We start from the raw sequence: 23562 nt of genomic DNA, 5'->3' as shown, positions 1-23562 counted from the left end.
TTATTCCGCTGCCATCGCGCCCAGGCGGCCCGATTTTTGCGCCTTGATGCGGTCTTCGATTTCCTCGCGGAAGTTGCGGATCAAGCCCTGGATCGGCCAGGCCGCCGCATCGCCGAGCGCACAGATAGTGTGGCCTTCGACTTGTTTGGTCACATCCCAAAGCATGTCGATCTCTTCGATTTCCGCTTCGCCACGGACCAGACGATCCATCACACGCATCATCCAGCCGGTGCCTTCGCGGCAAGGGGTGCACTGGCCGCAGCTTTCGTGCTTGTAGAACTTGGACAGGCGCCAGATCGCTTTGATGATATCGGTCTGCTTGTCCATCACGATGACCGCCGCAGTGCCCAGGCCCGAGCCGAGCTCGCCCCGCAGGTAGTCAAAGTCCATGATCGCGTCTTTCATCTTCTCGCCGCGCACACAGGGCACCGAAGAGCCGCCAGGGATCACCGCCAGAAGATTGTCCCACCCGCCGCGAATACCGCCGCAATGCTTGTCGATCAGCTCCTCGAAGGAGATCGACATCGCCTCTTCGACGACGCAGGGCGTGTTGACGTGGCCAGAAACCGCAAACAGTTTGGTGCCTGCGTTGTTTGGGCGCCCAAAGCCCGCAAACCATTCGGCCCCGCGCCGCAGGATCGTTGGCACGACGGCAATGGATTCGACGTTGTTCACCGTGGTCGGGCAGCCATAAAGGCCGGCGCCAGCCGGGAACGGCGGCTTCATCCGGGGCATGCCCTTCTTGCCCTCAAGGCTTTCCAGCAGCGCAGTTTCCTCGCCGCAGATATAGGCCCCTGCCCCGTGGTGCAGGAAGACGTCGAAATCCCAGCCGGAACCGGCCGCATTGCGGCCGAGAAAGCCCTTGTCGTAAGCTTCGTCGATTGCGGCCTGCAGCGCCTCGCGCTCGCGGATGTATTCGCCACGCAGATAGATATAGCAGGTATGCGCCTGCATCGCGAAGGACGCGATCAACGCCCCTTCGATCAGCGTATGGGGATCATGACGCATGATCTCGCGGTCTTTGCAGGTGCCGGGTTCGGATTCATCGGCGTTGATCACCAGATAAGACGGGCGACCGTCGCTTTCCTTGGGCATGAAGGACCATTTCAGACCGGTCGGAAAGCCCGCGCCGCCCCGTCCGCGCAGCCCGGAATCCTTCATCGTCTGGATGATCCAGTCCCGGCCCTTGCCGATGAGATCCGCTGTCCCATCCCAATGGCCGCGTTTCTGGGCGCCCGCCAGCGTGCGCTCATGCATCCCGTAAAGGTTGGTAAAGATCCGATCCTGGTCTTTCAGCATGTCTGCCTACCTTTGGTTCTTTTGTTCAGTGGCCTGACGCAGGCGCCAGAGTTGAAAAATATTGATCGCCGCATAGACCATGCCCGCAAGCGCGGCAAAATCAAACAACAGCGCGTATCGTCCTGGCAACCCGATGGCGGGACCGACAAAGAGTGACAGGATCAACCAGGCCACCATCGTTCCGGCAATCACCAGCGCGGCGTGCCGTCCCTTGGCTGCTATGGCCTTGTCCTGTGCGTCGGCGTCCATCGGTCCTGCATCATCCTCGCCTGTGGGCATGCGCGATCACCAAAAGGGTCGCCGCGCTGCACCTTGGCTATTTATCGTCGTCGTAACGGCCGTCTTTCTTGGCCGTCTTGGCAAATTCGGTCTCTTCGCCCGCTGCAAGCTGTGCCGCCTGAGCGATCCAGCCATCGCGTTCGATGCGGCCCTTGAATTTGAGCCGCGCATCGACCCAGGCCACCTCAGCCTCGGTCCATTTGGCGATCTGGTCAAAGTGGAAAAAGCCCAACTCGTTGAGCGTCTCTTCGAGCTTTGGTCCCACGCCCTTGAGCAGCTTGAGGTTGTCAGCCTGACCACCGCGCGCAGCGGTCAGCGTCTCTGGCGCTTCTTCTTCGGTCACCGCTGCGGCGGCCGCTTCCGGCTGCGCCGGGGTGGCGGCTGCGGATTTCTTCAGCGGCGCCTTTTTCGCGGCGGCCTGCTTGACGGCTGGCATCGGACGTTCCGGCGCTGGCGGCGTCGGGGCGGCGGCGTCACGCCCTGCCACCTTGCCGTCCTTGCCGATCCATGGGGTCAGCAGAGGCACCTCGTCGCCCTGGATCCGCTTGACGCTATCGCCCAGTTCGGTGGCCAGCGCGACAGAGGCGTTATACTGCGGCTTGCCCGCATCGTAATCAGCCAGCGAGGTCAGGCCGGATTTCGGTTCGGCTGCGTAACGCCCGTTCTGCGGCCCCGGCACCACGGGTTTGCCCGCAGCAAGGTCGTCCAGCAGCTTCGCCAGGCTCTCGGTCGTGAGATCCTCAAAGTAGTCCTTGCCGATCTGCGCCATCGGCGCATTGGTGCAGGACCCGAGGCATTCCACCTCTTCCCAGGAAAATTTGCCATCGGCCGACAGCATATGCGCCTTGGGCGCGATCTTTTCGCGGCAGACCGCGATCAGGTCTTCGGCACCGCAGATCATGCAGGACGTGGTACCGCATATCTGCACATGCGCGACCGAGCCGGTCGGCTGCAGCTGGAACATGAAGTAGAACGACGCCACCTCCAGCACGCGGATATAGGCCATGCCGAGCATATCGGCGACATATTCCAGCGCCGGTTTGGTGACCCAGCCTTCCTGTTCCTGGGCACGCCACAGGATCGGGATCACCGCCGAGGCCTGACGGCCTTCGGGGTATTTGGTCATTTGCGCCTCGGCCCAGGCCTGGTTGGCGGGCGTGAAGGCAAAGCTTTCGGGTTGTTCGGAATGCAGACGACGGAGCATTAGCGGTCAATCTCTCCAAAAACGATATCCATGGTGCCGATGATGGCGGCGACATCCGCGAGCTGGTGCCCCTTGGCGACATGATCCATCGCTTGCAAGTGCGGGAAGCCCGGGGCGCGCAGCTTGGCGCGGTAAGGTTTGTTGGTGCCATCGGCGACCAGATAGACACCGAATTCGCCTTTCGGCGCCTCGACGGCGGCATAGACCTCGCCGGCCGGAACGTGGAAGCCTTCGGTATAGAGCTTGAAGTGGTGGATCAGGCTCTCCATCGAGGTCTTCATATCGCCCCGCTTCGGCGGCGACAGCTTGCCCCGCGCGATCACATCACCGGTGGCTTCGCGCAGCTTCTGGATGGCCTGACGGATGATCGACAGCGACTGGCGCATTTCCTCCATGCGGCAAAGGTAGCGATCATAGCAATCGCCGTTCTTGCCGACCGGGATCTGGAAATCGAACTCGTCGTAACATTCATAGGGCTGCGCGCGGCGCAGGTCCCAGGCCAGGCCGGAGCCCCGCACCATCACCCCGGAGAAGCCATATTGCTGGATCTCTTCTTCGGTCACGACGCCGATATCACAGTTGCGCTGCTTGAAGATCCGGTTTTCCGTCAACAGCCCGTCGATGTCATCCATCACCTTGGGGAATTCCATCGCCCAGAGGTCGATATCATCCAACAGGTCGTCGGGCAGGTCCTGATGGACACCACCTGGGCGGAAATAGGCGGCGTGCAGACGCGCACCACAGGCCCGCTCGTAGAAGATCATCAGCTTTTCGCGTTCCTCAAAGCCCCAGAGCGGTGGCGTCAGCGCCCCCACGTCCATGGCCTGTGTGGTCACGTTCAACAGGTGGTTCAGAATGCGGCCGATTTCGGAATAAAGCACCCGGATCAGCGAGGCCCGGCGCGGCACTTCGACGCCACAGAGCTTTTCAATCGCCAGGCACCAGGCATGTTCCTGGTTCATCGGCGCCACATAGTCGAGGCGGTCGAAATACGGCAGGTTCTGCAGGTAGGTGCGGCTTTCCATCAGCTTTTCGGTGCCGCGATGCAACAGGCCGATATGCGGATCGCACCGTTCGACGATCTCGCCATCAAGTTCGAGCACCAGACGCAGCACGCCGTGGGCCGCAGGGTGCTGCGGGCCGAAGTTGATGTTGAAATTGCGGATTTTCTGTTCGCCCGTCTGGGCGTCTTCGAAACCTTTGGAGCCGTCCATCATTTCGCCCCCTCCTTCTCGTCGCCGGGCAGGATGTATTCGGCACCCTCCCATGGGCTCATGAAGTCAAACTGGCGGTATTCCTGGACCAGCTTCACAGGTTCGTAGACGACGCGCTTTTGCGCCTCGTCGTAACGGACCTCGGTATAGCCGGTGGTCGGGAAATCCTTGCGCAGCGGGTGACCGCGGAAGCCATAGTCCGTCAGCAGGCGGCGCAGGTCCGGGTGGCCGGTGAACAGGATGCCGAACATGTCGAACACTTCGCGTTCGAACCAGTTGGCCGAGGGATGCACGTCCACGATCGAGGGCAGCATGTCCTCTTCACGCACCGCAACCCGCAGGCGGATCCGCTGGTTCTGGTACATCGACAGCAAATGATAGACCACATCGAACCGCTTGCTGCGCTCGGGGTAGTCGACGGCCGTGATATCCACCAGGGTGGAAAATTTGCAGGCGCGGTCGGTGCGCAGGAATTCGACCAGACCGGCGATATTCGAAGGCTTCACGTCAATGTTCAGCTCGTCATGGGCGATATCCCAGGACAGGACGCATTCCGGGCGCTTGGCTTCGATCTGGTGGCCCAGCTCTTGCAATGCTTGGATCATCTGTCTCTCCTGCCCCTTAGCGAACCAATGTGCCGGTGCGGCGGATCTTGCGCTGCAACTGCATCAGGCCATAAAGCAGCGCCTCGGCGGTCGGGGGACACCCGGGCACATAGATATCGACCGGCACGATCCGGTCACAGCCCCGTACGACGGAATAGCTGTAGTGATAGTAGCCACCGCCATTGGCGCAGGACCCCATCGAGATCACATAGCGCGGTTCCGGCATCTGGTCGTAGACCTTGCGCAGCGCCGGCGCCATCTTGTTGGTCAGCGTGCCTGCAACGATCATCACGTCGGACTGACGCGGCGAGGCGCGCGGCGCGATGCCAAACCGTTCCGCGTCATAGCGGGGCATCGAGGTATGCATCATCTCGACCGCGCAGCAGGCCAGACCAAAGGTCATCCAGTGCAACGAGCCGGTGCGGGCCCAGTTGATGATGTCCTCGGCCGAGGTCAGCAGAAAGCCCTTGTCCTGAAGCTCCGCATTGAGGGCCTGAGTCGCGACTTCCTTGTCGACGCCCGCCGTATTCGCTCCGGTCATCATTCCCATTCCAGCGCCCCCTTCTTCCACTCGTAGGCAAAGCCGATGGTCAGCACGCCCAGGAACACCATCATCGACCAGAACCCGGTGTCGCTGATGTCCTTGAAGCCGACGGCCCAGGGAAACAGGAAGGCGATTTCCAGATCAAAGATGATGAACAGAATCGACACCAGATAAAAGCGCACGTCGAACTTCATCCGCGCATCGTCAAATGCGTTGAAGCCACATTCATAGGCGCTGACTTTTTCAGGGTCGGGATTGCGGACCGCGACAACAACGGCGGCCAGAACAAGAACTAGACCTAGACCGATTGCGACGGCCAAAAACACCAGGATCGGGAGGTACTCCCGCAACATCTCTTCCACGAGTGGCTCCTTTCCGCGCACACGGCAATTCCTGCACGCGCGCCGTCAATTGGCGTGTTGACTTGGGCCGTTACTACTCTCGCCGCCCACGACCGTCAACCAACGCCGGGTTAATAGGAAACGCTTTGTGCAGCGGTTTCGCAGTTGCGCAACAACCCCTTAAAAACCTATGGTTTTTGTCGGATTTAGCAGATCGGGAAATGGGCGTAAATCATTGCCGCCCAGCGGACGTAAAAGCCCTTATTTCTCTTGCCAGCCGGGGCGCCGTTTTTCAAAAAATGCCCCGATGCCCTCTTCTGCTTCGGGACTTTCCCAGCGGGTCACCAGCGCGGAAATCGTCAAATCAATAACAGATTTGTCGATCTTCGGCCCCAGGGCGCGGGCCAGCGCCTTGGCTTCGGCAACGGCACCCGGGGCACAATCCAGGTAGGGGACCACTTCTGCCTCGACCGCGGCATCGAGTGAGTCGGCAGGCACCTGGCGCGCCAGCAGCCCCAGCTCCACCGCTTCGGCCGCATCAAAGAGCCGCGCCGACATGAACACCCGGCGTGCGCGTGCTTCGCCCATGCGCGCGATCACATAGGGGCCGATGGTGGCCGGGATCAGGCCCAGCCGGGTTTCGGTCAGCCCCATTTTCAGATGATCCGCACCAATCGCGACATCGCAGACAGAGGCCATACCGACTCCGCCGCCAAAGGCGTTGCCCTGCAGCCGCCCGATGAGCGGCTGCGGTAAAGTGTTCAGAAGGTTGAGCATTTCCGCCAGCACCCGCGCCTCGCGCGCGCGCGTGTCCGCATCGGCCTGCATCTGGGCCTGCATCCAGCCCAGATCACCGCCGGCGCAGAAACTTTTGCCCGCGCCGGTCAGAACCACCACCCGCACCGATCTGTCGGCCGCAAGGGCCCGCGCCGCTGCCTGCAGCTCCTGCAGCATCTGGCCCGACATGGCGTTGTGCTTTTGCGGTCGGTTCAGGGTCAGCGTTGCGACGCCGCGATCATCGCGCGACAGATCCAATGTGTCATACATAGTCGGGTCCTTGGTGGTGAGTGTGGTTGTGGAAAACCTCAGGCGTCGGCCGTCACGGGACGCAGCGCCTGTGCCATCGCGGCCGCCTCGGTCAGGACGCTACGGTCAAGCCCGGTCACGTAGCCCAACCGGGTTAGATGGTCGTGCACGGCCTCGGTCGCCACATTGCCAGCCGCCCCCGGTGCAAAAGGACAGCCGCCCAGCCCGCCAACGGAGGTATCGAACACCCGGATCCCCAGCGCCAGCGCCGCGTCGATATTGGCCATCGCGCGCCCCCCGGTGTCGTGGAAATGGCCCGCAAGCCGCGTCACGGGCACCGCATCCTTGACCGCGATCAGCATCCGGGCGGTGCTGTCAGGCGTCGCCTTGCCGATGGTATCCCCCAGCGAGATTTCATAGCAGCCCATGGAGAACAGGCGATCCGCCACTTCTGCCACCATTTCCGGCGCTGTCGGGCCATCGTAGGGGCAGTCGGTCACGCAGGAGACATAGCCACGGACCGGCAGATCGATATGGCGCGCCGCCTCAAGGATCGGGGCGAACCGTTCGATGCTCTCGGCGATGCTGGCGTTGATGTTCGCTTTGGAAAAACCTTCGGAAGCGGAAGCGAAGACGGCGATCTCGTCCGCGCGCGACGCCAGCGCATCCTCATAGCCCCGCATATTTGGCGTCAGTGCGGCATAGCGCACGCCGGACGCCTTGGTGATACCTTGCAAAACCTCGGTGCTGCCCGCCATCTGCGGCACCCATTTCGGGGAGACAAAGCTCGCCACCTCGATACGACTGAACCCGGCCCGGCTGAGGCAGTCGACCAGCGCCACCTTCTCCGCCACCGAGATTTCGCGCTTTTCGTTTTGCAGCCCATCGCGCGGGCCGACTTCAAAGAGTTCAACGCGGTCTTTCATTCTGAGATCCTCCCGTTACGCGCTCGGTTCGGCCTCCTCAAGCCGAACCAGCGCCGCTCCAGCCTCCACCTGATCGCCCGCTTGCGCAAGGATTTCCGCAACGATCCCGTCCCGGGCCGCCAAAAGCGCGTGCTCCATCTTCATCGCTTCGAGAATCGCCAGCCGGTCGCCCGCCGCGACTGGCGCGCCGACCCTGGCAAACACCGCCTTGACCAGCCCCGGCATCGGCGCCTCGACCACATTGCCATCGCCGGTCATGCCGGCATCGCGGGCAAGCGGGTCGATGATGTCAAAAGACAGTCCAAACCTGTCAAAGACGGTGATCCGCGCGCCATCCCGCACAACCGGCGGCAGTCGCATCCCTGCGACGTCCCAGCCCTGCGCGCGCCGGACACAAGAAAGTGTCTCGCTGCCGATGGACCAGGTCTGATGATCCGGCCCATCCACCGCCACCGTCGCCACAAAAGATGTCCCCTGCCAGGACAGCTCCACTGCGCGCTGAAGCGGCGCCCAGAGCGTGAACCCCGTCTCTGCTGTCGTATCGATCAGGTCGAGCGCGGCCATGGCGGCGGCCACCTGATGGCGCGGGTCCGGCTCTGGCGCGGCGGCAAGGCTGTCGAGGTCGCGCGCGATCAGACCGGTGTCAACGTCGCCCGCTGCAAATCCCGCATGGCCGGCCAAGGCGCCCAGAAAGGCAAGGTTGGTCACGGTCCCTGCGACCTCGGTGCGCATGAGGGCATCCTCCAGCCGCCGCAGCGCCGCCGCCCGGGATGGACCATGCACGACGACCTTGGCGATCATCGGGTCGTACCAGGGGCTGATTGTATCGCCGGCGCGCACACCGCTGTCGGCACGCACGCCATCCGGGAAGGTCAGATGCGAGAGCGTACCCGTGGCGGGCAGGAAACCCTTTGGGACATCTTCGGCATAAAGCCGCGCCTCAAAGGCGTGACCCGTGATCGTCAGGTCCTCCTGGCGGCACGGCAGCCCTTCGCCCGAGGCGACCCGCAGCTGCCATTCCACCAGATCGACGCCGGTGATCGCCTCGGTGACCGGATGTTCCACCTGGAGACGGGTGTTCATCTCCATGAACCAGAAACGATCGGCGCGCAGCCCGTCAGAGCCGTCAACGATAAATTCAACGGTGCCCGCCCCGGCATAGCCGATGGCCTCGGCCGCGCGCACGGCGGCCTGCCCCATGGCGCGGCGCATCTCTTGCGTCATGCCGGGTGCGGGGGCCTCTTCGATGACCTTCTGGTGACGCCGCTGCAGGGAGCAGTCGCGTTCGAACAGATGCACAGCCGAAACGCCATCGCCAAAGACCTGCACCTCGATGTGTCGGGGCTTCTGGACGTATTTTTCGATCAGCACCGCGGGGTTGCCAAAAGCGGTGGTCGCTTCGCCCTGCGCCGAGGCGAGCGCGTCGGCGAAGTCCTTTGGCGCCTCGACCAGCCGCATGCCTTTGCCGCCGCCGCCCGCGACCGCCTTGATCAGCACTGGATAGCCGATCTGCTCCGCCTGTTCGGCGAGGAATCCCGCCTCCTGATTTTCGCCGTGATAGCCGGGCACCACCGGCACGCCGGCCTCCTCCATTAGCGCCTTGGCAGCGTCCTTGAGCCCCATCGCGCGGATGGCGGCAGCTGAGGGGCCGATGAAGGCGAGACCTGCTGCCTCGACCTTTTCCACGAAATCGGGGTTTTCAGAGAGAAACCCGTAGCCCGGATGTATGCCTTCCGCGCCGGTGGCTTTGGCGGCGGCGAGGATCTCGTCCTGCAGCAGGTAGCTATCCGCCGGTGCCGGTCCATGACCGATGTGGACAGCCTCATCCGCAAGGGCCACATGTTTGGCGTCTCGGTCAGCATCGGAGTAGACGGCGACGGTGCGCAGCCCCAGGCGGCGGGCGGTTTCCATGACACGGCAGGCGATTTCGCCGCGGTTGGCAATCAGGATCTTGTTGAACATCTTCACGGTGCTCCTGTGTCGGGCGGGTCTGCCGGGGGCGCTGCCCCCGGACCCCCGAGGTATTTGAGAAAAGATGAAATTACATCCGGAAGACGCCAAAGCGCGTCTCCTCGATGGGGGCATTGAGGGCAGCAGACAGGGACAGCGCCAGCACCTCGCGACTTTTGCGCGGGTCGATGATGCCATCGTCCCAGAGGCGCGCAGAGGCATAGAGCGGATGGCTTTGTTCGGCGAACATGTCGATGGTGGGTTGTTTGAACTCTGCTTCTTCTTGTGCCGACCAATGGCCGCCCTGGCGTTCGATGGCGTCCCGTTTCACCGTCGCCAGCACCCCTGCCGCCTGTTCGCCCCCCATCACCGAGATGCGGGAATTGGGCCAGGTCCAGAGGAAACGGGGGGAATAGGCGCGCCCTGCCATCCCATAGTTGCCCGCGCCAAAGGAGCCGCCGACCAGCATGGTGATCTTTGGCACATTGGTGGAGGCCACTGCCGTCACCATCTTGGCACCATGGCGGGCGATGCCTTCGTTTTCATATTTGCGGCCCACCATGAAGCCGGTGATGTTTTGCAGGAAGACCAGCGGGATCTTGCGCTGGCTGCAAAGCTCGACAAAATGCGCGCCTTTTTGGGCGGCTTCGGAAAAGAGCACGCCGTTGTTGGCGATGATGCCCACCGGGCAGCCTTTGACATGGGCAAAGCCGGTGACCAGTGTTTCGCCAAAGCGGGGTTTGAACTCGTCAAAACGGGAGCCATCGACCAGGCGCGCGATCACTTCGCGGATGTCATAGGGCGTGCGCAGATCGCCGGGCACCACGCCGAGGATTTCATCGGGGTCATAGGCGGGCTCTTCCGGGCTTTGCCAGTTCACGCCCAGGGGTTTGGTTCGGTTCAGATGGCTGACCGCGCGGCGCGCCAGGGCAAGCGCATGGGCGTCATCCTCGGCCAGGTAATCGGCCACCCCGGAAAGCCGCGTGTGCACATCGCCGCCGCCGAGGTCCTCGGCAGTGACCACCTCACCAGTGGCGGCCTTCACCAGTGGCGGACCGGCCAGGAAGATGGTGCCCTGTTCCTTGACGATGATGGTGACGTCGGACATCGCCGGAACATAGGCGCCCCCCGCGGTACAGGACCCCATGACCACGGCGATCTGCGGAATACCCTTGGCCGACATCCGCGCCTGGTTGTAGAAGATCCGGCCAAAGTGGTCGCGGTCGGGAAAGACCTCATCCTGCTGCGGCAGGTTGGCGCCGCCACTGTCCACAAGATAGACGCAGGGGAGGTTGTTTTCCTCGGCAATCTCTTGGGCGCGCAGGTGTTTTTTCACCGTCATCGGGAAATAGGTGCCGCCCTTCACGGTGGCGTCGTTGCAGACCACCATGACTTCCTGACCGTGGACCCGGCCGATGCCTGCGATCACGCCCGCTGCGGGGGCCGCGCCATCATACATGCCATGGGCCGCCGTGGCGCCGACCTCAAGGAAGGGAGAGCCGGGATCGAGGAGGTTCGCCACCCGGCGGCGCGGCAGCATCTTGCCGCGACTTTCATGACGGGCGCGGGATTTCTCGCCACCGCCCAAGCGCGCGGCCTCAGCGGCCTCGCTGATCTCGGCCAGGGCAGCGAGATGCGCCTCGCGGTTCTCCTTGAAGCCTTCAGAGGAAGGCATGGCCTTGGATTGGAGTTTCATTGGATCAGTCCTCCAGTTCCGCCGACGCGCGGCGTTTCAATTCTTTGCGGATCACCTTACCGGTCACGGTCATGGGCAGAGCGTCGAGAAAGGCGATTTCGCGGGGATAGGAATAGCTGGCAAGGCGCTCTTTGACGTAGTCTTGCAGCTCTTTTTCGCTCGGGGCGTGGTCCGGCTTCAGCACCACATAGGCCTTGACGATCTCGGTGCGCAGGGCGTCGGGCTTGCCGACCACACCGACGGTGGCCACTGCCGGGTGGGTCATCAGACAATCCTCGATCTCGGAGGGGCCGATGCGGTAGCCGGCAGAGGTGATCACGTCATCCTCGCGACCCACGAAGCGCAGATATCCGTCCTCCCAGATGCCACGATCGCCGGTCACCAGCCAGTCGCCGCGAAACTTCTCCGCCGTGGCCTCGGGGCGGTTCCAATAGGCCAGCATCATTGCGGCAGAGCCGCGCCGGACGGCGACGTCGCCTTCGGCCATGGTGGGCTGGCCTGCCGCGTCGATCACCTCGACGCCATGGCCTGGCACTGGCCGACCGATGCAACCGGGGCGGACCGGGAAATCCGCACTGCAGGAGGACACCGTCATATTGCATTCCGTCTGGCCGTAGAATTCGTTGATGGTCACCCCCAGGTGGCGTTGGCCCCAGGCGAGCATCTCTGCGCCCAGGGGCTCTCCGCCAGACGCCACAGAGCGTAGACCGTCGAGCCCCTGCCCCGCCGCTTTCAGCATGCGCAAGGCGGTGGGGGGGAAGAACACGTTGCGGACCTCGCCCCAGCGGATCACCTCGGCGCAGGTGTCCGGGCTGAACTTGTCGAGCCGTGCCGCCACCACCGGCACGCCCAGCGCCAGGCCCGGCATCGCCACGTCAAAAAGCCCGCCAATCCAGGCCCAATCCGCAGGTGTCCAGAGGCAGTCATCAGGCTGGCCCAGGTGATCGTGGCTCAGCGATACGCCGGGCAGATGTCCGGTCAGGACCCGATGCGCATGCAGGGCGCCCTTTGGCTTTCCCGTTGTGCCAGAGGTATAGATCAGAACGGCCGGATCGTCGCATCCTGTGTCGGCATAGGCCACCGGAGCGCCCTCTTGGCCGATCTCTGCCGCCAGCAACGGGATTGCCAGATCGCCCAGCTGGGCCGCCCCATCCCGATCGGTCAACACATAAGCAGCCCCGGCATCGACAATCCGGTTTGCCAATGCGTCTTTTTGGAACAGCTTGAATAGCGGCACCGAGATCGCGCCCAGTTTCCAGATCGCCAAATGCGCCGCCGCACACCAGGGAGACTGGCTCAGCAGCACACCAATCCGGTCTCCCGCTGCGACCGTCTGCGTCAGCGCCCGGACGAGGCCATCGACCATCTCGGTCAACGCGCCAAAGGTCACATCCCGGCGCGGTCCGTCGGTCAGGTCAATCACCGCCAGACGGTCCTGCGGATGGTTCAGGATCTGCGCCGCCATATTCAGCTGTGGCGGCAGGTCCCACGTCCCTGATCGCGTCAGCCCCGGTATGATGCCTTGTTCGAACATGTCTCATCCTGTGCGGGCTATGCCCGTCCGATAGTTAGGCCTCTCGCCACGGGCGTGGCGCTTTCGAGGCGTCAGGTCCGTGGTTCAGCGGGACCGGTTTCTTGCCTGCCTCGGCCCGGACCACTGGCGTCGATCAACCCGCCCAGCCAATTCACCCGGTAGGTAAAAGTGGCGTCGCCACCGGTGTCTTGTGGCTGACAGCGCACCACCAGCCAAGTCCAGACTGCTGGCGCCGGCCTTGCGGAACAGTCGCTGGAGCTTGCACGCCCTGCCGCGGAAGAGGCCGCATGATCCGCCAGGTAGATTTGCGCATAAAGCGTGATGACATCGTTCTCTGACATCCCCTGGCGGATGACGCCGTAGCGAAACCCCATGACCGCGAGCAGCAGCGCCAAGATCCCGATCGGGACCCATCGCAGGACCCGCATCAGCCCATATGCGTCATCAGTTCGCGCCCGATCAGCATCCGCCGGATCTCGGAAGTGCCTGCCCCGATCTCCATCAGCTTGGCGTCACGGAAAATCCGCCCCACCGGGTTGTCGTTCAGATAGCCCGCACCGCCAAAGGCCTGCACTGCCTGATGCGCCTGCGTCATTGCCACCTCAGAAGCATAAAGACAGCAGGCTGCGGCATCCTGCCGGGTTACCGTGCCCTTGTCACAGGCCTTTGCCACCTCATAGACATAGGCGCGGGCAGAGTTCATCGCCGTGTACATATCGGCGATCTTGGCCTGCATCAGCTGGAAGTTCCCGATCGGCTGGCCGAATTGCTTGCGCTCGGCCATATAGGGCATCATTTCGTCCATGCAGGCGGCCATGATCCCCAGACCAATCCCCGCCAGCACCACCCGCTCGTAGTCAAGCCCGGACATCAGCACCCGCACGCCCTTGCCTTCCTCTCCCAGAACGTTCTCGAACGGCACTTCCACATCTTCAAAAATCAGCTCTGCGGTATTGGAACCGCGCATGCCGAGTTTGTCGAAATGTGTCGAGGTGGAAAACCCTTTGAAGTCCTTCTCGATCAGGAAGGCTGTCATGCCCTTTGATCCCGCCTCCGGGTCCGTCTTGGCATAAACCACCAGCGTGTCCGCATCGGGGCCATTGGTGATCCAGTATTTGTTGCCGTTCAGCACATAACGGTCGTTGCGCTTTTCAGCCCTCAGCGACATCGACACCACATCGGACCCCGCGCCGGCTTCGGACATGGCCAATGCACCAACATGGGCGCCGGAAATCAACCGCGGCAGATACTTGGCCTTCTGCTCGGGCGACCCGTTCAACTTGATCTGATTGACGCAGAGGTTGGAATGCGCGCCATAGGACAGCGAGACCGAGGCCGAGGCCCGAGCGATTTCCTCGACCGCAACCGTATGCGCGAGATAGGTCATGCCCGCGCCGCCGAATTCCTCATCGACGGTGATGCCCAGCAGACCCAGTTCGCCCATTTCGGACCAGAGCTCGGCCGGAAATTCATTGGTCTGATCGATCTTTTGCGCCAGCGGCTTGACCCGGTCCTGCGCCCAGCGGTGCACCATGTCGCGCAGGGCGTTCACGTCCTCACCTAGGTCGAATGTCATGCTTGCGTTGAACATCTGCGCGTCTCCTCCCGAGTCACCATTGTCCGAGTCGGCTCAATTATATGAACACTTGTTCATTTATGGTCGGATCGGATCCGATCCGTCAAGCCCCCAGTCGGCCCCGTCAAAGGTAGTGCTCCCGCCCGTCCCGTCAGCATGGACATGCCAACGGTCCCGTTGGGCCCGGCCTGCCCCACCGCGATTTGCAAGGCAAAGCGCAAAACCTCAGACAGCGTCTCCCTCCGGACGGAGGGGGACACCATTGGATACGCTTGCAAAAATGAAACCGGCGTTTTGCCGCCTCAGGCCCCCGCCTGCCAGACCGCACCGACCTCGGCCCGGATGATCCGGGCGATCAACGCGCAATCCTCAAGGCTGAAGGTCAGCGGCACCCGCATATCGACGATACCCGCAAGGATGCGGTCGCTGTCGGGCAGGCTTTGCGTCGGCGCATAGCGCCAGCTATCGTAACGCGAGGTAAAGGCCACCGGCTCCGGCACGCCAAACCATTTGAGTTCGACCCCGCGCGCCGCACAGCGCGCCAACACCGCCTGCACTGCCTCCGGGGCCCAATCCAAAAGCAGGAACTGGATCGAAGACCCCACATAGGTTTCCGCCTCGGGCCGTTGGACCAGCGTCAGGCCGGGCGTGTCACGCAGACCTGTTTCCAAGGTCTGATACCGGGCATTCCAACGCGTCACCTGCGCGGCGAGATTGCGTAATTGCGGGCGCAGGATCGCGGCACGCAGATGATCCATCCGGCCCGAGATGTTGGGCGTGTCATATTTGACCTGCTCGAACGCCTCCGGTCCCGGCGCAGCCAAATGGCGGGAATAGAGCATATACGACCCGGACAGCATGATCGCCCGCGCCGCGACTTCTTCATCGTCGGTGACCAGCAGGCCCCCTTCGCCGGAATTCAGATGCTTGTAGGTCTGACAGGAATAGCAGCCGACGCGCCCATGGCGACCCGAAGGCACACCGTTCCAGGCGGCCCCCATCGTATGGGCACAATCTTCGATCACGACCACCCCGGCCGCGTCGCAGATCTCCATCAGCCGATCCATGTCGCACAGATGTCCGCGCATATGGCTCAGCATCAGGACCCGGGCCTGATCAAGCTTCGCCGCCAGATCCTCCAGATCAATGGTCAGCGCCTCGGTCACTCCGACAAAGACCGGCTGCGCCCCAACCGAGGCGATCGCCCCCGGCACAGGTGCCAGCGTGAAGGCATTTGTCAGCACCCTGTCGCCCGGCGCCACACCAACGGCCCGTAGCGCGGTTGCCAGCGCATAACCGCCCGAGGCCACGGCCAGACAGTATTTGGCGCCGGTGAAGGCGGCAAATTCCTGCTCCAGAAGCGCCACTTCGCCCTGCTCACCCCCCGCAAGGTTGTAGCGATGCAGACGCCCGTGACGCATGACCGCGACGGCCGCCTCGATGGCCTCCTCCGGGATCGGTTCCTGCTGGGTGAAATTGCCGGTAAACTGTTCTGTCATGCGCAAAGTCATGAGCCGCCGCCCTGCCGAGGTCAAGGGGGCGTTGCTGCCAAGTCAGACCAGCCGTTGCGGCCCTGCCCTTTGCGCGCCGCCCTGACCTGACCGCGGGTCAGGCCGCGTTGGTGCCGATCAGCTCTGCCACGATGGCGGGAAGATCGGCAAAGTCATGCAGCAGCGCCTCCGGTTTCAGCGCCGCCATATCCGGCCCCGCCGGACCAAAGGTGACCAGCACCGACGGCACCCCGGCATTGGCCGAGGTGTTTCGGTCGGTGTCGCTGTCGCCGATCAGCACGCACATCTCGGGGGTGCCGCCCGCACGGCGCGCCGCCTCAAAGAGCGGCGCCGGGTCGGGCTTGCGAACCGCCAGGGTATCCGCCCCCACAAGCGAGGCAAAGGCATCCCGCACCCCGAGCCGCTGCATCAGCAGTTCGGCCAGGGCTTCGGGTTTGTTGGTGCAGATCCCAACCCCATAGCCCGCCGTCTTGAGCGACTCGACGGCCTCCATCGCGCCGGGATACATCACCGTATGGGTGTCGATCCCCTCGCGATAGGCGTCGAGAAGAACGGGGTAGTATTCCTCGACTGTCGTGTCCTTCATCTGGGCGGCGCGGCTGAGCCCTTCTGTGAGCATCCGCTTGCCCCCCCGCAGAGCGATCTTGGCATCCATCGGGTGGGTCAGAAGATCCCCGAGCCCCATCACCCGAAAACAATGGTTCGCCGCCGCCAGCAGATCCACCGAAGTATCCGCGAGCGTTCCGTCGAGGTCAAAAATCACTGTGCGCATGAATTCTCCTGCCTTCGGCGCAAATTCGCCGTCACATATTGCAAGTCGCAACCGAAGTTTACGGGCAGGCACCTTGCGCCGCCCCTGTTAGCGGATAAAACGGGGGCAACAAAAACTCAAAGGGAAAACACCCCATGAGCACCGCTCTCGTCATCCTCGCCGCAGGCAAAGGCACCAGGATGAACTCTGACCTGCCAAAAGTTCTGCATCCGATCGCACAGGCGCCGATGCTGGAACACGCCATGGCGGCCGGTCGCGCGCTCGACCCGGACCGCACCGTCGTCGTCGCCGGGCACGAGGCGGAGAAGGTGCGCGCCGCTGTCGCAGAGATCGACGAGACCGCGACCGTTGTGCTGCAAGACGAGCAGCTCGGCACCGGCCATGCGGTCTTGCAAGCCCGCGCCGCGCTGGAGGGTTTCGCCGGGGATGTCGTCGTCCTATATGGCGACACACCCTTTGTGTCAGAAGAAACCCTGGAGCGTATGATCGAGGCGCGCAGCCGGGCCGATCTGGTGATCCTCGGTTTTGAGGCCGCAGATCCAGCGCGCTATGGCCGCCTGGTGATGCAAGGCGAGAGCCTTGAAAAAATTGTCGAATACAAGGATGCCAGTGGCGCCGAACGCGCGATCAGTTTTTGCAACTCGGGTCTGATGGCCTGTGACGCCGAGGTTATGTTCCGGCTACTTGAACGTGTCGGCAACGACAATGCCGCCGGCGAATACTATCTGACGGATCTGGTCGAACTGGCCCGGACCGACGGGCTGCGCGTGACGGCTGTGTCCTGCGCCGAAGCGGAAACCCTCGGCATCAACTCCCGCAGTGATCTGGCGACCGCTGACGCGGTGTTCCAGGCCCGCGCCCGCGCCGCGCTTCTGGACCTCGGCGTGACGCTGATGGCACCGGATACGGTGTACCTCGCCTTTGACACCTATATCGGCCGGGACGCGGTGATTGAGCCCAATGTGGTGTTTGGCCCCGGTGTGACGGTCGAGTCCGGCGCATTGATCCGCGCGTTTTCGCATCTGGAAGGCTGCCATGTCTCGCGCGGGGCCAAAGTCGGCCCCTATGCCCGCCTGCGCCCCGGCACCGAATTGGCCGAAGACACCCATGTCGGCAACTTTGTTGAAATCAAGAATGCCGAGATCGCCGAAGGGGCCAAGGTGAACCACCTGAGCTATATCGGCGACGCCACGGTCGGCAAGGGCACCAACATCGGCGCAGGCACGATCACCTGCAACTATGATGGCGTCATGAAGCATCGGACCGAAATCGGTGCGCGGGCCTTTATCGGGTCCAACACCTGTCTGGTGGCCCCGGTGCGGGTCGGCAACGAAGCCATGACCGCGACCGGCGCGGTGATCACCCGCAACGTCGACGACGGCGACCTCGCCATTGCACGGGTCGAGCAGACAAACAAACCGGGCCGCGCCCGCAAGCTGATGGACATGCTGCGCGCAAAAAAGGCCCGGATGAGCAAAGGATAACGCCATGTGTGGCATCGTTGGAGTTCTGGGCAGCCACGAGGTGTCTCCGATCCTCGTAGAGGCTCTGAAACGGCTGGAATATCGCGGCTATGACAGCGCCGGCATTGCGACCGTCAATGCAGGCAAATTGGATCGCCGCCGCGCGGTCGGCAAACTGGTGAACCTCTCTGACGAACTGGTGCACAATCCGCTGCCGGGAAAATCGGGCATCGGCCATACCCGCTGGGCGACCCACGGCGCGCCGAGCGTGACCAATGCCCACCCGCATCAGGCCGGGCGCGTCGCGGTGGTCCACAATGGCATCATCGAAAACTTCAAGGATCTGCGCGCCACGCTTGCGGGCCACGGCATCACCTTTGCCACACAGACCGACACCGAAACCGTCGCCTTGCTGTGCGAGTTTCACATGCGCGATGGCACCGGCCCGGTCGAGGCCGCCCGCAAGACTGTCGCGCAACTGGACGGTGCTTTTGCGCTGGCCTTCCTGTTCGATGGCGAAGAAGATCTGATGGTCGCCGCCCGCAAGGGATCGCCGTTGGCAATCGGCCATGGTGACGACGAGATGTATGTTGGATCGGATGCCATCGCGCTGGCATCGTTGACCGATCAGGTGACCTATCTGGAAGAAGGCGATTTCGCCGTTCTGACCCGCCAAAGCCTGGAAATCCGGGACAGCAAGGGTCATTTGGCCAATCGCGAGCTGCGTCAGATCACACTGGAAAACACCCGCGTCGACAAGGATGGCCACAAGCATTTCATGGCCAAGGAAATCGCCGAGCAGCCGGTCGCCGTGGACAAGGCACTCAGGGCCTTTCTGGACGATCAGGATGTGATCACCTTGCCCGAGGGGCTGGATTTCAGCAAGATCGAGCGCCTTTCGCTGGTTGCCTGCGGCACCGCCTACTACGCCTGCATGGTTGCGAAATACTGGTTCGAGACCATCGCCCGCCTGCCGGTCGAGGTCGATGTCGCCTCTGAGTTCCGCTATCGCGAACCCCCGGTCAGCCCCGGCACGCTGGCGCTTTTTGTCAGCCAGTCCGGCGAGACCGCCGACACGCTGGCAGCGCTGCGCTACATGCAGGGCAAGGCCGATGTGATTGCCGGTCTGGTCAACGTGCCCGAAAGCTCCATCGCGCGCGAAAGCGACGTTGTTCTGCCGATCCATGCCGGACCCGAAATCTCGGTTGCGTCGACCAAGGCGTTTACCTGCCAGCTGACGGTGCTGCTGCTGCTGGCGCTGAAAGCCGCCCAGACGCGCGGGCTGCCGCTGCCTGCCGGGATGCCGGATGACCTGCGCGCCCTGCCCGGGCTGATCCACCAGTCCCTTGCATCGGAAGTACAGATCGCCAGTGCTGCCCGCGACCTTGCCACTGCGCGCGACATCATTTTCCTCGGACGTGGTCAGCTTTATCCGCTGGCGCTGGAGGGCGCGCTGAAGCTCAAGGAACTGAGCTATATTCACGCCGAGGGATACGCCAGCGGCGAATTGAAACACGGGCCGATTGCGCTGATCGACGACACCGTCCCCGTCATCGTCATGGCGCCCAAGGATGCCCTGTTTGAAAAGACGATCTCCAACATGCAGGAGGTGATGGCGCGCGGCGGGCGCGTGGTGCTGGTGACCGACCCGGACGGCGCGCGCGAGGCCTCGGAAGGAACCGCCGAGGTCATCACACTGCCACGGGCGCCAGTGACGCTCGCCCCGATCCTCTATGCGATTCCCGCGCAGCAAATCGCCTATTTCACCGCAATCGCAAAGGGCACCGACGTGGATCAACCCCGCAACCTCGCCAAATCCGTGACCGTCGAATGACCCTGCCCCCGGTCGAAGAGACGCTCGACACGCTCCGGCAGGGCCGTGATAGCGAACGCGCCACCCAGATGACGGCCTATCACAAGCAAACCCGCGAGGTGCTGGGCGTCAGCAATGAGGTTCTGAATACGCTGGCCCGCGATCTGCGACAGACGTGTGACCTGGAGGCCCGTGTCGAATTGGCCGCACAGCTCTGGGCGAGCGACATATTCGAGGCCCGAATCCTCGCGGCGAAACTGTTGACGCAAGCGCGGATCAAACCCGACACCCCCCCCTGGGAACTGCTGGTAAGCTGGGTGCCGGAGTTCGACAGCTGGGCCATTGCGGACCACGCGGCCTCTGCCCTGGGCAAGCGGTTGCAGGCGGCACCAGACCGGCTCGATCTGGTCGAAACCTGGACCACGGCGGAGCATATGTGGACGCGGCGGGCGGCCCTGGTGGCGACCCTGCCCTGGGCGAAGATGGTGAATCCAAAGCCTGCGGAGCTGGAAGCCCGCGACCGGATCCTCGGCTGGGCCGGGCGCTATGTCGCCGACCGGGCCTGGTTCATCCAGAAATCCATTGGTTGGTGGTTGCGCGACCTGTCCAAACACGACCCCGACCGGACCCGCGCCTTTCTCCACGCCCATGGTGCCCAGATGAAAGGCTTTGCCCGCAAAGAAGCGGCAAAATACCTCAAGGACTAACTCCGCCTGAGATCAGGCCGGGCCGACGCGGATCTCGACAAGTTCCGTCAAGGGCAACCCAAGCGCGCGCATGCCGTCGATGGACAGGCGGCTGCCCTGTCCTGCGTCACCGGCAATCGGCTCCAGCGTGACAACAACGCTCTTACCATTGGGCGCACTCAGCCGTGCATTGCGGCGCGACGTCACCAGCGGCGTTTCCATCCAAAGCCCATCGCGCCCCGGATCGCCCAAACCGACCACGGTGGTTTGCTGTCCCGCGAAGGATTGCGCGGAGGCGACGATCGGCGCGGGCGCGGGCTGTGGCGCCGGCGGGGTGACGGAGGACGACGCGACCTCGGTTGTGCTGACAACGGGGGCCTCAATGATTGCGGACATTGGCGCATCTGCGGCACCAGGCGCCGCCTCGGTTGATGCCGCCCAGGACGCGGTGCTCCCTGACGTGTCGTTCTGGCGCTCGGTGTCCGCACCGGCATTCCGGCTGCCCCGCGTCAAGGACAGCGGTTCCAGCTCGACGCCGGAGCCACGCCCCTGCAGAACCTGCGAGTTCAGATGCACGCCCCCGATGGGATTGCACGCGGAAACACCGCCGAACAGCAGCACCGAAAACGTCAGAGTGTTGAGAGTAATACGAGTCATGCCGCGACCCTAGCCGCCCCGTGCCACCGACGCCAGACAGAATGGCACCATTTGAAACCCGCGACGCTATTGTCCTGAGCGCATTCGCCGCTTACCTATGGTTCCATGACAGCACCTTTGATTGATCCCTTCGCACGCGCGATCACCTACCTTCGGGTCTCGGTTACTGACCGCTGCGATTTTCGCTGCGTTTACTGTATGTCGGAAAACATGACCTTCCTGCCGAAGAAAGACCTTCTGACGCTGGAAGAGCTGGACCGCATGTGTTCGACCTTTGTGTCGCTTGGCGTTGAAAAGCTGCGCATCACCGGCGGCGAACCGCTGGTGCGGCGAGACATCATGACATTCTTCCGCTCCATGACCCGCCATCTTGACAGCGGCGCCCTGAAGGAACTGACACTGACCACCAACGGCAGCCAGCTGGAAAAACACGCGCAGGCCCTGTTTGATGCAGGTGTGCGCCGGATCAACGTGTCGCTCGACACGCTGGACGAGGCGAAATTCGCCGAAGTCACCCGTTGGGGTCGCCTGCCCCAGGTGCTGCGCGGCATCGACGCGGCGCAGGCAGCGGGCCTGCGGGTCAAGATCAACGCGGTTGCGCTCAAGGGGTTCAATGAGGACGAGCTGTTTTCGATCACACAGTGGTGCGCCTCGCGCGGGATTGACCTGACATGGATCGAGGTCATGCCAATGGGTGACATTGGCAATGAAAACCGTATCGGTCAGTTCTGGTCCCTGAAGGATGTGCGCAAAGCCTATGAAGACGGCTATCAAGTGACCGATCTTGCCGAGCGCACCGGTGGCCCGGCGCGCTATGTCCGGCTGGAAGAGACCGGGCAGCAGATCGGTTTCATCACCCCGCTGAGCCATAATTTCTGTGAAAGCTGCAACCGGGTGCGCCTGACCTGCACCGGCGAGCTTTATATGTGCCTTGGCCAGGAAGACATGGCAGACCTGCGGGCGCCTTTGCGCGATCACCCCGACACGGAGGCCCCGCTGGAAGAGGCCATCCGCGCCGCCATCAACCTCAAACCCAAAGGGCACGATTTTGACTATTCCCGGCAGACGGTGGATGGTCAGATGACGCGCCACATGAGCCATACCGGCGGGTAGGGACGAACATGTCCCGGCAAGATCCGTTCCCGACAGGCGCCGCCCGGCGACAGCCCGCGCGCCCGACACTGCTTTATTTTCTCTACCGCGCGGTCAGCGCCGCGATACGGCCAGCGGTATGGCGCAGCGTGGCCAGGAAGCTCCGCGCGGCGGGGGTGGCGGAACCGCGGCTTCGCGAACGCCTCGGTCATGCCAGCTTGCCGCGTCCCAAGGGGCGGCTGATCTGGTTCCATGCCGCCTCGGTCGGCGAGAGCCTTTCAGTGCTGACCCTCATCCGCAGACTTGGCGACGCGGTGCCGGATCTGGAATTCCTCATTACCTCCGGCACGCCCAGCTCGGCGGATCTGGTGGCAAAACGCATGCCGCCGCGCTGTCGCCATCAGTTCGCGCCGCTGGACACAGCCGCCGCCGTGGATCGCTATCTGGCGCATTGGCGCCCAGACCTTGGTGTATTTGTCGAAAGCGAACTCTGGCCGCACATGCTGGTGCGAGGACGCAAATTCGGGGTTCCCCTGCTGCTGCTCAATGCGCGCCTGTCGCCGAAATCGGTGGCACGCTGGACGAAACACCGCCGCACAGCCCGTTTTCTGCTGGACCAATTCCAACTGCTGCTGACGCAAAACACCCAGACCGCGACCAATCTGCTGGCCATGGGCGCCGACCCTGACCGCGTTCAAAGCGGCAGCAACCTCAAGGCGCTCTCGGACCCGCTCCCGGTCGACCAGACCGTTCTTACGCAGGTGCGACAGGCCATCGGGGACCGCCCCGTCTGGGTGGCGTCCTCAACCCATCCCGGCGAAGAAGAAGCCATCCTGCGCGCGCATCGGGAATTGCTGGTCGAGCGTCCGAACCTGCTGCTGTTGCTGGCCCCCCGACACCCGGCGCGCGGGCACGACATCGAAGCGTTGATCGCCGATGCGGGCCTGACCTCGGTCCGCCGCAGCCGGGACGCCCTGCCCCGCACCTCGACCCAGGTATATCTTGCCGATACCCTGGGCGAAGTCGGGATCTGGTACAGCCTCTGCCCGCTGGTTTTTCTCGGCGGTTCCCTGCGCGACATCGGCGGCCACAACCCGTTTGAGGTGTTGCAGCTCGGCGGCGCCGTCCTGACCGGTCCGGGCGCCTTTAATTTCGCCGAGTCCTTTGCCGAACTGAGCGCACTGGGCGCGGCCCGCGAAATCAACGACGCCGAAACGCTGGCAGCCGCAGTCGATGCTTGGCTGCGGGACCCTGCTGCCCTAGACACAGCCCGCGACCGGGGGCGTGCCTTTCTGGCACAGCAATCGGATCGGATGGATAAAACCGTGGCCACGTTGCTTGAACAATTGCCACCGGCCACATGAAGGGCGCCCC

22 protein-coding genes are annotated in these 23562 nt (G+C 63.2%); 5 read left to right on the top strand and 17 right to left on the bottom strand.

From position 1 onward, the window contains the following. The 16 genes from nuoF to TRIHO_RS06615 form a co-directional block, all read right to left on the bottom strand. Complete coding sequence (gene nuoF / locus TRIHO_RS06695; protein WP_068241503.1) at window positions 1–1299, bottom strand: NADH-quinone oxidoreductase subunit NuoF; 1299 nt, start codon at window positions 1297–1299, stop codon at window positions 1–3. Between the two features lie 6 nt (window positions 1300–1305). Further along, window positions 1306–1548 carry a DUF5337 domain-containing protein gene (locus TRIHO_RS06690; RefSeq protein WP_068241577.1) on the bottom strand — a complete coding sequence of 81 codons (243 nt, stop codon included), beginning with the start codon at window positions 1546–1548 and terminating at the stop codon, window positions 1306–1308. A gap of 67 nt (window positions 1549–1615) precedes the next feature. Further along, window positions 1616–2782, bottom strand: coding sequence for an NADH-quinone oxidoreductase subunit E (locus tag TRIHO_RS06685; RefSeq protein WP_068241501.1), 1167 nt, complete (start codon window positions 2780–2782; stop codon window positions 1616–1618). Further along, window positions 2782–3996, bottom strand: a complete 1215-nt coding sequence (locus tag TRIHO_RS06680) for an NADH-quinone oxidoreductase subunit D (RefSeq protein WP_106406156.1) — start codon at window positions 3994–3996, stop codon at window positions 2782–2784. Before TRIHO_RS06680 ends, TRIHO_RS06685 begins: the two co-directional genes overlap by 1 nt. After that, window positions 3996–4601: an NADH-quinone oxidoreductase subunit C gene (locus tag TRIHO_RS06675; RefSeq protein ID WP_068241497.1), complete on the bottom strand. Its 606-nt coding sequence runs from the start codon at window positions 4599–4601 to the stop codon at window positions 3996–3998. Before TRIHO_RS06675 ends, TRIHO_RS06680 begins: the two co-directional genes overlap by 1 nt. Before the next feature lie 16 nt (window positions 4602–4617). Continuing rightward, complete coding sequence (locus TRIHO_RS06670) at window positions 4618–5151, bottom strand: NuoB/complex I 20 kDa subunit family protein (protein ID WP_068241494.1); 534 nt, start codon at window positions 5149–5151, stop codon at window positions 4618–4620. Continuing rightward, on the bottom strand, window positions 5142–5507 hold the full coding sequence (locus TRIHO_RS06665) for an NADH-quinone oxidoreductase subunit A (RefSeq protein ID WP_068241491.1): 366 nt from the start codon (window positions 5505–5507) through the stop codon (window positions 5142–5144). Before TRIHO_RS06665 ends, TRIHO_RS06670 begins: the two co-directional genes overlap by 10 nt. Window positions 5508–5747: 240 nt before the next feature. Then, complete coding sequence (locus TRIHO_RS06660; protein ID WP_068241489.1) at window positions 5748–6533, bottom strand: crotonase/enoyl-CoA hydratase family protein; 786 nt, start codon at window positions 6531–6533, stop codon at window positions 5748–5750. A 38-nt stretch (window positions 6534–6571) separates the two neighbouring features. Further along, a complete protein-coding gene (locus tag TRIHO_RS06655; protein WP_068241487.1) occupies window positions 6572–7438 on the bottom strand; it encodes a hydroxymethylglutaryl-CoA lyase in 867 nt (288 codons plus the stop codon). A gap of 15 nt (window positions 7439–7453) precedes the next feature. Next, a complete protein-coding gene (locus tag TRIHO_RS06650; protein WP_068241484.1) occupies window positions 7454–9400 on the bottom strand; it encodes an acetyl/propionyl/methylcrotonyl-CoA carboxylase subunit alpha in 1947 nt (648 codons plus the stop codon). A gap of 79 nt (window positions 9401–9479) precedes the next feature. Continuing rightward, complete coding sequence (locus TRIHO_RS06645; RefSeq protein WP_068241482.1) at window positions 9480–11084, bottom strand: carboxyl transferase domain-containing protein; 1605 nt, start codon at window positions 11082–11084, stop codon at window positions 9480–9482. A gap of 4 nt (window positions 11085–11088) precedes the next feature. Continuing rightward, entirely contained in the window at window positions 11089–12618 is a 1530-nt protein-coding gene (locus TRIHO_RS06640; protein ID WP_068241479.1) for an AMP-binding protein, read from the bottom strand. Window positions 12619–12689: 71 nt separating this feature from the next. Continuing rightward, the gene (locus tag TRIHO_RS06635) at window positions 12690–13046 is read right to left on the bottom strand and encodes a hypothetical protein (protein WP_068241477.1); all 357 of its coding nucleotides are present in this window, start codon (window positions 13044–13046) and stop codon (window positions 12690–12692) included. Then, window positions 13046–14209, bottom strand: coding sequence for an isovaleryl-CoA dehydrogenase (locus tag TRIHO_RS06630; RefSeq protein WP_068241475.1), 1164 nt, complete (start codon window positions 14207–14209; stop codon window positions 13046–13048). Before TRIHO_RS06630 ends, TRIHO_RS06635 begins: the two co-directional genes overlap by 1 nt. Before the next feature lie 287 nt (window positions 14210–14496). After that, window positions 14497–15693, bottom strand: coding sequence for a DegT/DnrJ/EryC1/StrS family aminotransferase (locus tag TRIHO_RS06620; protein ID WP_068241575.1), 1197 nt, complete (start codon window positions 15691–15693; stop codon window positions 14497–14499). 109 nt (window positions 15694–15802) lie between these two features. Next, window positions 15803–16477 (bottom strand): HAD-IA family hydrolase, encoded by a 675-nt coding sequence (locus tag TRIHO_RS06615; protein ID WP_068241471.1) that lies wholly within the window; start codon window positions 16475–16477, stop codon window positions 15803–15805. A gap of 134 nt (window positions 16478–16611) precedes the next feature. Between TRIHO_RS06615 and glmU the strand changes: the two genes are divergently transcribed. From glmU to TRIHO_RS06600, 3 genes are read left to right on the top strand one after another with little or no spacing between them, the layout of a single operon-like run. After that, on the top strand, window positions 16612–17961 hold the full coding sequence (glmU, locus tag TRIHO_RS06610; protein ID WP_068241469.1) for a bifunctional UDP-N-acetylglucosamine diphosphorylase/glucosamine-1-phosphate N-acetyltransferase GlmU: 1350 nt from the start codon (window positions 16612–16614) through the stop codon (window positions 17959–17961). Between the two features lie 4 nt (window positions 17962–17965). Beyond that, on the top strand, window positions 17966–19774 hold the full coding sequence (gene glmS, locus TRIHO_RS06605; RefSeq protein WP_068241468.1) for a glutamine--fructose-6-phosphate transaminase (isomerizing): 1809 nt from the start codon (window positions 17966–17968) through the stop codon (window positions 19772–19774). Beyond that, complete coding sequence (locus TRIHO_RS06600; RefSeq protein WP_068241466.1) at window positions 19771–20460, top strand: DNA alkylation repair protein; 690 nt, start codon at window positions 19771–19773, stop codon at window positions 20458–20460. The genes glmS and TRIHO_RS06600 overlap by 4 nt, the downstream gene beginning before the upstream one ends. Window positions 20461–20472: 12 nt before the next feature. Here the strand turns inward: TRIHO_RS06600 and TRIHO_RS06595 are convergent, their stop codons facing one another. After that, window positions 20473–21096, bottom strand: a complete 624-nt coding sequence (locus TRIHO_RS06595; RefSeq protein ID WP_068241464.1) for a hypothetical protein — start codon at window positions 21094–21096, stop codon at window positions 20473–20475. A 105-nt stretch (window positions 21097–21201) separates the two neighbouring features. On the opposite strand from TRIHO_RS06595, the gene moaA reads away from it, so the two are divergent. Together moaA and TRIHO_RS06585 are read left to right on the top strand one after the other, a co-directional pair. Continuing rightward, entirely contained in the window at window positions 21202–22209 is a 1008-nt protein-coding gene (moaA, locus tag TRIHO_RS06590) for a GTP 3',8-cyclase MoaA (protein WP_068241462.1), read from the top strand. A gap of 8 nt (window positions 22210–22217) precedes the next feature. Beyond that, window positions 22218–23552, top strand: coding sequence for a 3-deoxy-D-manno-octulosonic acid transferase (locus TRIHO_RS06585; RefSeq protein WP_068241460.1), 1335 nt, complete (start codon window positions 22218–22220; stop codon window positions 23550–23552). Window positions 23553–23562 lie beyond the last annotated feature (10 nt).

Source organism: Tritonibacter horizontis (assembly GCF_001518015.1).
Taxonomy (GTDB): domain Bacteria; phylum Pseudomonadota; class Alphaproteobacteria; order Rhodobacterales; family Rhodobacteraceae; genus Epibacterium; species Epibacterium horizontis.
The sequence above is the reverse complement of the archived record's forward strand: the minus strand, read 5'-3'. Positions and strand labels throughout refer to the sequence as shown.

What these genes read in the sequence shown, in the direction of transcription:
- TRIHO_RS06655 (WP_068241487.1), bottom strand. Translation starts at nt 7,438, where the DNA reads ATGAAAGACCGCGTTGAACTCTTTGAAGTCGGCCCGCGCGATGGGCTG.
- TRIHO_RS06615 (WP_068241471.1), bottom strand. Translation starts at nt 16,477, where the DNA reads ATGCGCACAGTGATTTTTGACCTCGACGGAACGCTCGCGGATACTTCG.
- moaA (WP_068241462.1), top strand. Translation starts at nt 21,202, where the DNA reads ATGACAGCACCTTTGATTGATCCCTTCGCACGCGCGATCACCTACCTT.
- TRIHO_RS06650 (WP_068241484.1), bottom strand. Translation starts at nt 9,400, where the DNA reads ATGTTCAACAAGATCCTGATTGCCAACCGCGGCGAAATCGCCTGCCGT.
- TRIHO_RS06680 (WP_106406156.1), bottom strand. Translation starts at nt 3,996, where the DNA reads ATGGACGGCTCCAAAGGTTTCGAAGACGCCCAGACGGGCGAACAGAAA.
- TRIHO_RS06675 (WP_068241497.1), bottom strand. Translation starts at nt 4,601, where the DNA reads ATGATCCAAGCATTGCAAGAGCTGGGCCACCAGATCGAAGCCAAGCGC.
- TRIHO_RS06620 (WP_068241575.1), bottom strand. Translation starts at nt 15,693, where the DNA reads ATGACAGAACAGTTTACCGGCAATTTCACCCAGCAGGAACCGATCCCG.
- TRIHO_RS06670 (WP_068241494.1), bottom strand. Translation starts at nt 5,151, where the DNA reads ATGGGAATGATGACCGGAGCGAATACGGCGGGCGTCGACAAGGAAGTC.
- glmU (WP_068241469.1), top strand. Translation starts at nt 16,612, where the DNA reads ATGAGCACCGCTCTCGTCATCCTCGCCGCAGGCAAAGGCACCAGGATG.
- TRIHO_RS06645 (WP_068241482.1), bottom strand. Translation starts at nt 11,084, where the DNA reads ATGAAACTCCAATCCAAGGCCATGCCTTCCTCTGAAGGCTTCAAGGAG.
- TRIHO_RS06685 (WP_068241501.1), bottom strand. Translation starts at nt 2,782, where the DNA reads ATGCTCCGTCGTCTGCATTCCGAACAACCCGAAAGCTTTGCCTTCACG.
- TRIHO_RS06635 (WP_068241477.1), bottom strand. Translation starts at nt 13,046, where the DNA reads ATGCGGGTCCTGCGATGGGTCCCGATCGGGATCTTGGCGCTGCTGCTC.
- glmS (WP_068241468.1), top strand. Translation starts at nt 17,966, where the DNA reads ATGTGTGGCATCGTTGGAGTTCTGGGCAGCCACGAGGTGTCTCCGATC.
- TRIHO_RS06630 (WP_068241475.1), bottom strand. Translation starts at nt 14,209, where the DNA reads ATGTTCAACGCAAGCATGACATTCGACCTAGGTGAGGACGTGAACGCC.
- TRIHO_RS06640 (WP_068241479.1), bottom strand. Translation starts at nt 12,618, where the DNA reads ATGTTCGAACAAGGCATCATACCGGGGCTGACGCGATCAGGGACGTGG.
- nuoF (WP_068241503.1), bottom strand. Translation starts at nt 1,299, where the DNA reads ATGCTGAAAGACCAGGATCGGATCTTTACCAACCTTTACGGGATGCAT.
- TRIHO_RS06585 (WP_068241460.1), top strand. Translation starts at nt 22,218, where the DNA reads ATGTCCCGGCAAGATCCGTTCCCGACAGGCGCCGCCCGGCGACAGCCC.
- TRIHO_RS06600 (WP_068241466.1), top strand. Translation starts at nt 19,771, where the DNA reads ATGACCCTGCCCCCGGTCGAAGAGACGCTCGACACGCTCCGGCAGGGC.
- TRIHO_RS06660 (WP_068241489.1), bottom strand. Translation starts at nt 6,533, where the DNA reads ATGTATGACACATTGGATCTGTCGCGCGATGATCGCGGCGTCGCAACG.
- TRIHO_RS06690 (WP_068241577.1), bottom strand. Translation starts at nt 1,548, where the DNA reads ATGGACGCCGACGCACAGGACAAGGCCATAGCAGCCAAGGGACGGCAC.
- TRIHO_RS06595 (WP_068241464.1), bottom strand. Translation starts at nt 21,096, where the DNA reads ATGACTCGTATTACTCTCAACACTCTGACGTTTTCGGTGCTGCTGTTC.